Consider the following 9189-nt stretch of genomic DNA (forward strand, 5'->3'; position numbering starts at 1 on the left):
ATGACGGAACGTCGTTTTCAGCCCCTTGGCGTTGTTTCGCAACGACACAGCCGTGGCCTGCAACTTATATTCACGGGCGCAGGTCATTAGGCTTGCTGAGGTTGAATCCATCCGCAAACCTCGAACATTGAAGACACCGCCGTGGCCGCTGACCTCGATCGCCGCAACAACCTGTCACTGGACAGCCTGAACTTTTTCCTCGCCGACGTGCGCGACGGCCTCGGCCCCTATCTGGCCATCTATCTGTTGGCGGTGCATCACTGGGAGCCGGCCAGCATTGGTCTGGTGATGACCATCGCCGGGGTCGCCGCGCTGATCACCCAGACACCCGCCGGTGCCTGGGTCGACAACAGCCGGCGCAAACGTGCGTTGATTGCGATCGCCGCGCTGGTGGTGACCGGAAGCTGCCTGATGCTGCCGTTCGTGACGTCGTTCACTTGGGTGGCGCTGACGCAAACCTTGAGCGCAATGGCCGCCTCGATATTCGCCCCGGCCATTTGTGCGATTACCCTGGGCATGACCGGGCCACGGGCGTTCACTCGGCGAACCGGGCGCAACGAAACCTTCAATCATGCCGGCAATGCCTGCGCCGCCCTGCTGGCCGGTATATTTGCCTACCTGTTCGGCCCGGTCGCAGTGTTCTATCTGATGGCGGCCATGGCTTTGGCCAGTGTCATTGCCATCGCCTGCGTTTCGCCAGCCGCCATCGACCATGATCTGGCGCGCGGACTGGATCCAGCCGACGCCTGCCACCGACAGCCTTCCGGTTTGTCGGTGCTGCTGAGCAACCGGCCGCTGTTGCTGTTCGCCATTTGCTGTGCGCTGTTCCACCTCGCCAATGCGGCGATGTTGCCGCTGGTGAGCCAAAAACTTGCGCAAGCCAATTTGCAGATGGCCACCCCGCTGACCTCGGCGTGCATCGTCGCGGCGCAATTGGTGATGGTGCCGGCGGCATTACTGGTCGGGGCGAAAGCCGATCTGTGGGGACGCAAGCCGCTGCTGCTGGCCGGATTCCTGATCCTGCCCTTGCGCGGCGTGCTCTACACGCTGTCGGACGATGCCTATTGGCTGGTCGCGGTGCAACTGCTCGACGGCGTCGGCGCCGGTCTGTTCGGCGCCTTGTTTCCGATCATGGTCAAAGACCTCACCCAGGGCACCGGCCACTTCAACGTCAGCCTCGGCGCACTGACCACGGTGTTCGGGCTGGGCGCGGCGCTAAGCAACGGCCTCGCCGGACTCGTCGTGCAAGAGGCCGGTTACAGCGCGGCGTTTCTGACCCTGGCCGCTATTGCGGCGGTGGCGGTTGTGTTGCTTGGGATCGGGGTGCCGGAAACCCAGCGCAGTGGCGGGCGGGCTGAGACCGGGGTGGTCGAAGCCAGCGCTGAATCCTCAGCGTAATCCATATCGCGTCCCTGCCCTCTCATCGCCGCCAAATCGTGTTTGCGCGGCATTAAAAATCCAGGACTCAGTGGATCAGGCAAGCAATCCAGAGGAATGCACTTCGGCGCCAAGGCGCTGATCGAGAGAATGTTCGTGCACAGACTCAGACGAATAAACCCTCAATCGCAAGGACATTCCAGTGAAAGGTTTTTGCTTGGCCTTCGGGCTGCTCTTCAGTACTTTTTCAGCCATGGGAGCCGATATGTCGAACGGCGCAGACAACTTCTACACCAGCGATAAAGTGACCGTGGAAAAGGTCACCTTCAAGAACCAGTACGGAATGAAGGTCGCAGGCAATCTGTTCAGCCTGAAGAACCTTGACCCACAGTCAAAAAATGCCGCGATCATCGTCGGCCACCCGATGGGCGCAGTGAAAGAGCAAAGCGCCAATCTCTACGCGACCAAAATGGCGGAACAGGGTTTCGTCACGCTGTCGTTCGACTTGTCCTTCTGGGGCGAAAGCGAAGGCCTGCCACGCCAGTCGGTTGCGCCGGACATTTATGCCGAAGACTTCAGCGCGGCGGTGGACTTTCTCGGCACTCGCCCACTGGTCGATCGCGAGCGTATCGGCGTTATCGGTATTTGCGGCAGCGGCAGCTTCGCCATCAGTGCCGCCAAGATCGACCCACGTTTGAAGGCGATTGCCACCGTCAGCATGTACGACATGGGTGCTGCCAACCGCAACGGCCTCAAACATTCGCTCACGCCAGCGCAACGCCAATCGATCGTTGAACAGGCTGCGCAACAGCGTAACGCGCAGTTCTGGGGCGGCCCGGTCCGCTACACCGGCGGCACACCGCTCAAGCTCACTGGCAATGCCGTGGGTGACGAGTTCTACGATTTCTACCGTACCCCGCGTGGCCAGGTCACTCCGGCCGGTGCTTCGCCGCAGACCACCACCATGCCGACGCTGATCAGCAATGTGAAGTTCATGAACTTCTACCCGTTCAATGACATCGAGAGCATCTCCCCCCGCCCGCTGCTGTTCATCGCCGGTGCTCAGGCGCACTCCCGCGAGTTCAGTGAAGACGCGTACCAGCGCGCGGCCGAACCCAAGGAGCTGCTGATCATTCCAGGGGCCGGCCATGTCGACTTATACGACCGGGTCAACCTGATTCCCTTCGCCAAATTGACCACGTTCTTCAGCCATAACCTGAAGTAACGTCATCGCAACGCAGCCAGCGCTTTACAGTGCAGACACGACAAAGCCTGCTTTTCAGGGCAGGCTTTTCGTTTGCAGCATGTCGAATTACTTCTGCTGAGGCGTCAGCGCCGAGTAGCTGTTCATCAGGTTGCGGTAGTTGGGGATGCGCTGCGACAGCAGATTACCCAAGCCTTCAATATCGTTGCGCCAGTCGCGGTGCAGCTCACAGGCCACCGAGAACCAGTTCATCATCTGCGCTCCGGCCTGAGTCATGCGGCTCCACGCGGCTTGTTGCACGGTGGTGTTGAAAGTGCCGGACGCATCAGTCACCACAAACACATCAAACCCTTCCGCCAGCGCCGACAAGGTCGGGAACGCTACGCAGACATCCGTTACCACACCGGCAATGATGATCTGCTTGCGACCGGTGGCTTTGATCGCTTTCACAAAATCTTCGTTGTCCCAGGCGTTGATCTGGCCTGGACGAGCGATGTACGGCGCGTCCGGGAACATCTCTTTCAGCTCTGGCACCAACGGGCCGTTCGGGCCTTGTTCGAAACTGGTGGTGAGGATAGTCGGCAGTTCGAAGAACTTGGCCAGATCCGCCAGGGCCAGCACGTTGTTCTTGAATTCGTTTGGCGAGAAGTCCTGCACCAGCGAAATCAGGCCGGTCTGGTGGTCGACCAGCAGCACGATAGCGTCGTCTTTGTTCAGGCGGTTGTAGGTTGGAGTGGTCATGGTGTGCGTCCCTTTTCAGTGTTGGAAGTTGTTGTTGCGTTCAAGTTGTGTACAGGTTACTGACGCATCGAAAAGGGATAAATCGGTTGAAATGGGTTTCACCGTCAACCTGAACAGGACAATTCAACGAGGGTATTCTCTTCGTTCCCGCATTGAAGCCAGCAAATTCAGGGTTATTAGCTAATAACACCTTCATTAAACCGTCGCTCAAACGTTGTACTAGGATAGGATCCAAGTCTGCGGTTTTTCGTCGACCAAGGAGATCGTCGACAGGGCTGCAGACGTTTTTGAATTAACGCCTCTCAGGGATGACACGCATATGAATTCACACTTGTTCCCCCACATCGGCAAGGTCATCGCCAGCACCGGCAGCCGGCACTTTCCGCGCATGCTGCATGACCTGATCCTGACGCAACTGGCGGTCGACGCCACGCACATCCGGCAGATGCGTGTCGAACCAGTGGGCCGCGCGTCGAGCCGCAGTGAGCCGGAGCCGCTGAAAGAGCCGGCCCTGCTCGCCGAAACGGTGTTTTCCGAACACAGTGCGGCGGCTCACCATTTACAGACTCCGCCGGCCGCGACCAGTGCGGACGCCTCGCAACTGCACCTGACCCGGCGCAAGGACGGCTATCGCTACGTGATTTCGGTGTACCGCAACGGCGAGTCGCAGCGTTTCTCCGCGCAGGAGCGCAGCCTGTTGCAGGACATTTCCCCGGTGCTGCTGCCGATGGTGGAAAAACACATCAACGCCCTGCAACCGGCCACCCCTGATCCACAAATTCCGTCCGAAGCAGCCGAAGGCAGCGGCCTGGAAACCTTGCGCCTGCGCTTTGACGAGCGCTTGGAGCAACTGGGGCTGAGCCTGTCCAACCGCGAAACCGAAGTGTGTGTCGGTCTGCTCGCCGGCCGCACGGCGCCGGAACTGGCGGAGCAATTGGCGTTGAAGGTCAACACCGTAGAGAGTTATCTGAAACGGGCGGCGATCAAGTTGGGCATCAGCGGGCGGCATTCGTTGATGCGCTGGATGTATTCGCCGTTGGAGGCGTTGGCGTCGAGTGCGGCTTGATACGCCGGGATTGCGACGCCTTCGGTATTTTGGGTGGGTCAGTTGGATCTACCCCCTCACCCCAGCCCTCTCCCCCAAGGGGGCGAGGGGGGAAAGGGAGCCGATCTTTGTGGTTTTCAAAACCTGAGTTCGGCTTGGGAGCCGATCATTGTGGTTTTCAGAACCTGAGTTCGGCTCGGTAGTTCACGTCGGTGCATCTTCAGCAAACACCGCGGTCAGTCCCCTCTCCCACTGGGAGAGGGTTAGGGTGAGGGCACTCCCGCGACGTGCTCCAATGCCTGATTCACCGCCAATTCCCCCAACATCACCACTTGCGCAATACCCAGCAAGGTATTGCGATGCGGCCCCTCCAGCATCCCGGCAAAATCAGACAACATGACCGAGGCGGATGCCAGCGATTCACAGGCGTTTGCCAGCAGGGATTCGGTATCGGTTTGCGGATTGACCCGGAACATAGCGTTGGGCGTGTAGGGCGTGGCCATGATGTTGGCCGCAGTCACCGGCGGATCGCGTGTCTTGGACATCAGCTCAAACTCCTTCTGCGCAGCGAGGGAGCAGGCTCCCTCACGCGGCCGTTTCGCAATTAATTGGGCAAGCGCTGATTGTCGAGGACGCGACTCACCACCAATTCACTCAACATGATCACCTGTTGCAGGATCAGCATCTTCTTGCGGTGAGGGCTGTCGATCGAGTCGGCAAGGTCGCGGGCCATGTCACTGGCCGAGGACAACGATTCGTAGGCTTCGACGAGCAGGGTTTCGTCGTCGATGGTGGGGTCGATCAGGTAGATCTTGCCGGTTTTGCGAGTGGGTTTTGAGGTTTTGAGTGCGGAAGGATTGAGGTAGAAATTGATCGCCCGCTCTGTAGCCTCTTTGATGTTTTGAGGTTCGAGCGCGGCGTCGTAGGGGATCGGATCGGTGTCCGGAGGGTTCGGCGTAACTTTGAACATATTCATCTAATTCCTGAAATAGGGCCGCGACCGTTCTCTACTAAAAGAAGGGTGGCGGCTGTGCACAGGTTAGTAGACCGGTGGAATTAGCAAGACCGGCGCGCCCGAGGGCGCCCTGCGCACAACCACCATTGAGTGCAGGCAGAGACGCACCTGACTAAATGGAACTCATGCACTTACTAATACCAATCGGGCTACTAAACCCGACCACTGATAGGCAGTGGCAGGGAAACGATAGAGCCCATGGGATAAGCGCACAAGCCGGCGGATTCTGGCGTACGCGTAGGTAACGACGCAAGGTGTTGTAGGCGGCATGACGTAACGGTTCGTGTAATTTAAACGGGCAATCGGCGTTGTGTTTATTGATGGAAATTCTGGATGGCGGTGGTTCCAGGTTTTGCGGTGTGTCAGTGGGATTCCCCCCTCACCCCAGCCCTCTCCCCCCAAGGGGGGCGAGGGGGAAAGGGAGCCGATCTTTGTGCTGTTCAAAACCTGAGTTTGGCTCGGTATCCCACGTCGGCGTATCTCCAGCAAACACTGCGGTCAGTCCCCTCTCCCTCTGGGAGAGGGTTAGGGTGAGGGCAATCCCGCGACGCGCACCAAAGCCTGATTCACCGCCAATTCCCCCAACATCACGACCTGAGCAATGCCCCAACAGGTTTGATGAGGGCCGCTCTCAATCCCGCGCCAACGCCTCGATCGGATCAAGCCGCGAAGCATTCCGCGCCGGCACAAAGCCAAACACAATCCCGATCAACGTCGAGCACACCACCGCCGTCAGTACCGACGCCAGCGAGAACACCATTTCCCACTCCTTGATAAACACCGAAAACAAATGCCCGATCGCATACGACAGGGAAATGCCGATCGCCCCGCCCAACAAACAGACCATCACCGCCTCCACCAGAAACTGCTGACGGATGTCCGACTGCCGCGCCCCCACCGCCATGCGAATACCAATCTCGCGGGTCCGTTCGGTCACCGACACCAGCATGATGTTCATCACCCCGATGCCGCCGACCACCAGGGAAATCACCGCAATCAGCGACAGCAGCAACGCCAGCGAGCGGCTGGTTTTCTGCACGGTCTGCAAGACGCTGTCGAGGTTGTTGGTGAAGAAATCCTTGGTGCCGTGGCGTTGCAGCAGCAGTTGGGTAACGTGCTCTTCCACCACTTTGCTCGGCTGGCCGTCCTTCATGCGCACGCTGATGCTGTCCAGATAACGCTGGCCCAACACCCGCCCGGCGGCGGTTTCGTAGGGCACCCAGACGTTGAGGGTCTTGCCCGAGGCAAACAGGCTTTTATCCTGCGCGGCCACGCCGATCACTGTGCATGGCAGGTTGCCGATCAGGATCACCTGGCCCAACGGGTCGACATCCTGGCCAAACAGGCGCTGCCGGGTGTTGTGATCGATGACCACCACCTGCGCCTGGCGCCGCGCATCGCTTTCGCTGAACGGGATGCCCGCGGCCATTTTGATCCCGCGCACCTTAAAGTACTGATCGCTGACGCCGTTGACCTGCGCATCCAGATCGATATTGCGATAACGCAACAACAGGCTGCGGCCGATCATCGGCGTGGCGCTGTCGACGTAGTACAACTGATTCAGCGCGGTGACGTCGGCCGGCGTCAGGGTTTCAATGGCGGCGGCACGTTTGTCGCCATAACTGCTGCCGGGATAGACATCGATGGTATTGCTGCCAATCGCCGCAATGTCCTTGAGCACATAGTTCTTCGCGCCCTCCCCGACCGCCGAAATCGACACCACGGAAGTGATGCCAATGACGATGCCGAGCATGGTCAGCAAGGTGCGCATGCGGTGCGAGATCAACGCCACCCACGCCATGGCGAATGCTTCTTTGAACAACCCGAGACTGGCGACCAGGCGACGCGAAGCGGTGGCTTTCGGTGCCACCGGTTCTTCGCTGAGCAGGTGCGTGGTATCGCGTTCGTTGCTGCGGTCGCTGAGGATTTCGCCGTCGCTGACTTCGATGATGCGCTCGGCATTGGCCGCCACTTTCGGGTCGTGAGTGACCAGAATCACCGTGTGCCCCGCCGCGTGCAGCTCCAGCAGGATGCGCATGACCTCCTTGCCGCTGGCCGTGTCGAGGGCGCCGGTCGGTTCGTCGGCGAGGATCACTTCGCCTCCGTTCATCAAGGCGCGGGCGATACTCACGCGCTGTTGCTGACCGCCGGAGAGCTGGCTCGGCCGATGCGTCAAATGCCCTTCCAGACCCAGTCGCGCCAACAACTCACGGGCACGGGCATGGCGTTGAAGCTGTGGCGTACCGGCGTAAATCGCCGGCATCTCGACGTTGTGCATTGCGCTCAAATGCGGCAGCAAGTGGTAACGCTGGAAGATGAAACCAAAGTAGTCGCGGCGCAGCTCGGCCAGGGCCTGATTGTCCAGATCGCGGGTTTCCTGGCCGTTGATCCTGTAGCTGCCGGCGGTGGCGTAATCGAGGCAACCGAGGATGTTCATCAGCGTCGATTTGCCGGAACCGGAGGCACCAATGATCGCCACCATTTCCCCGGCATTGATCGTCAGATTGATGTTGTTCAGCGCGAGAAACTCGCGGTCGCCAGCGGTGAAACTGCGGGTGATGCCGGTCAGTTGTAGCAGTGGCTCAGTCATGCTCAGGCCCCCGCCACATTGTTCACCGGATCACCGATCACCACGCGGTCGCCTTCTGCCAGACCGGCGTTGATCTGCACTTTGACGTTGTTGTTGATCCCAGTCTGCACGTTGCGCGACTGCGCGTGGCCCTTGGCGTCGAGTACGCGTACCGGGAAACTGCCGTCGGCATTGCGCGGACCGAGCGCCGCCACCGGCACGGTCAGCACCGACTTGGCGGTGTCGAGGATAATGCGCACCTGCGCGGTCATCGAGATGCGCAGGCGATGATCGGGATTGGGCACCTCGAACAACGCGTTGTAAAACACCGCGCTGCTTTGCTTAGGCGTACCGGCGGGCGGTGTTTCAAGAAAGTTCTGCGGCGCCGGGTCCGTGCCGCGCAGTTTCGCGTAGTAGCGTTTGTCCTCGCCGAGAATGGTGAAATACACCTCTTGCCCCGGGGCGATGTGAATCACGTCGGCTTCGGACACCTGTGCCTTGACCGTCATGGTGTCCAGATCCGCCAGTTTCAGCAGGACCGGTGCCAATTGGCTGGCGATCACGGTCTGGCCTTCCTGAGTGACCACGCCGACCACGTCGCCATCAATCGGCGCAACAATCCGTGTGTAGGCCAGATTGACCTTGGCCGTGTCGATCTGGATGTGCGCGCTTTTGATCTGCGCATCGAGCGACATCAGATTGGCCTGTTGCACCTGATAATCCGACTCGGCGGTTTCGAAGTCCTGGCGCGAGATCGACGCGTCGTCCTGCAAGTTCTTGTAGCGCTCGTAAATCGCTTTGGTCTGCCTGAGCTGAGCCTGGGTCGCGCGTTTTTGCGCTTGCAGGTTTTCCTCATCAACCTGGGCCTGACGCAAAGTGTTCTGCAACACCAGCGGATCGATTTCCGCCAGCCACTGCCCTTTCTTCACCTTGTCGCCAACCTTGACCTTGAGCGACTTCAATTGCCCCGACACTTGCGCGCCGACGTCCACTTGCTTGATGCCTTCGAGCAACCCGGTGGCGAGCACCGCGTTTTCAATGTCACTGCGTTCCACCGGGGCGGTCAGGTATTGCGGCGCCTCGGCCGGTGCCTGCACCGTGTAGAAAGCCAATCCCGCTACTGCCACTAACGCTAAACCCATACCGACTTTGCGCAACTTCGACTTTTCCATAAATAACCACAAGTCCGTTCAGGGGTGAGCCCGGCCAGCAGCCGGGTTCTGGTAGATAAACAACAA

The 9189-nt window shown here is 59.5% G+C and carries 8 protein-coding genes; 3 read left to right on the forward strand and 5 right to left on the reverse strand.

What is annotated here, in order from left to right:
- The first annotated feature begins 141 nt into the window (after nucleotides 1-141).
- Both AC0ZWN_RS19120 and AC0ZWN_RS19125 read left to right on the forward strand, forming a co-directional pair.
- Nucleotides 142-1398, forward strand: coding sequence for an MFS transporter (locus tag AC0ZWN_RS19120; protein WP_476336120.1), 1257 nt, complete (start codon nucleotides 142-144; stop codon nucleotides 1396-1398).
- 232 nt (nucleotides 1399-1630) lie between these two features.
- Entirely contained in the window at nucleotides 1631-2602 is a 972-nt protein-coding gene (locus tag AC0ZWN_RS19125; RefSeq protein ID WP_476336121.1) for an alpha/beta hydrolase, read from the forward strand.
- Between the two features lie 87 nt (nucleotides 2603-2689).
- Here AC0ZWN_RS19125 and ycaC read toward each other — a convergent pair whose 3' ends face one another.
- Entirely contained in the window at nucleotides 2690-3322 is a 633-nt protein-coding gene (gene ycaC, locus AC0ZWN_RS19130) for an isochorismate family cysteine hydrolase YcaC (protein ID WP_476336123.1), read from the reverse strand.
- A 319-nt stretch (nucleotides 3323-3641) separates the two neighbouring features.
- Between ycaC and AC0ZWN_RS19135 the strand changes: the two genes are divergently transcribed.
- Nucleotides 3642-4388: a response regulator transcription factor gene (locus AC0ZWN_RS19135; RefSeq protein ID WP_476336124.1), complete on the forward strand. Its 747-nt coding sequence runs from the start codon at nucleotides 3642-3644 to the stop codon at nucleotides 4386-4388.
- A 242-nt stretch (nucleotides 4389-4630) separates the two neighbouring features.
- Here AC0ZWN_RS19135 and AC0ZWN_RS19140 read toward each other — a convergent pair whose 3' ends face one another.
- The 4 genes from AC0ZWN_RS19140 to macA form a co-directional block, all read right to left on the reverse strand.
- Nucleotides 4631-4912, reverse strand: coding sequence for a DUF6124 family protein (locus tag AC0ZWN_RS19140; protein WP_476336125.1), 282 nt, complete (start codon nucleotides 4910-4912; stop codon nucleotides 4631-4633).
- 59 nt (nucleotides 4913-4971) lie between these two features.
- Nucleotides 4972-5337, reverse strand: coding sequence for a DUF6124 family protein (locus tag AC0ZWN_RS19145; protein ID WP_476336141.1), 366 nt, complete (start codon nucleotides 5335-5337; stop codon nucleotides 4972-4974).
- A gap of 676 nt (nucleotides 5338-6013) precedes the next feature.
- Nucleotides 6014-7972, reverse strand: coding sequence for a MacB family efflux pump subunit (locus AC0ZWN_RS19150; RefSeq protein WP_116254885.1), 1959 nt, complete (start codon nucleotides 7970-7972; stop codon nucleotides 6014-6016).
- A gap of 2 nt (nucleotides 7973-7974) precedes the next feature.
- Nucleotides 7975-9123, reverse strand: coding sequence for a macrolide transporter subunit MacA (gene macA / locus AC0ZWN_RS19155; protein WP_095047884.1), 1149 nt, complete (start codon nucleotides 9121-9123; stop codon nucleotides 7975-7977).
- Nucleotides 9124-9189: the final 66 nt, after the last annotated feature.

The sequence above is a fragment of the Pseudomonas sp. 3B-A001-10F genome, assembly GCF_056313565.1.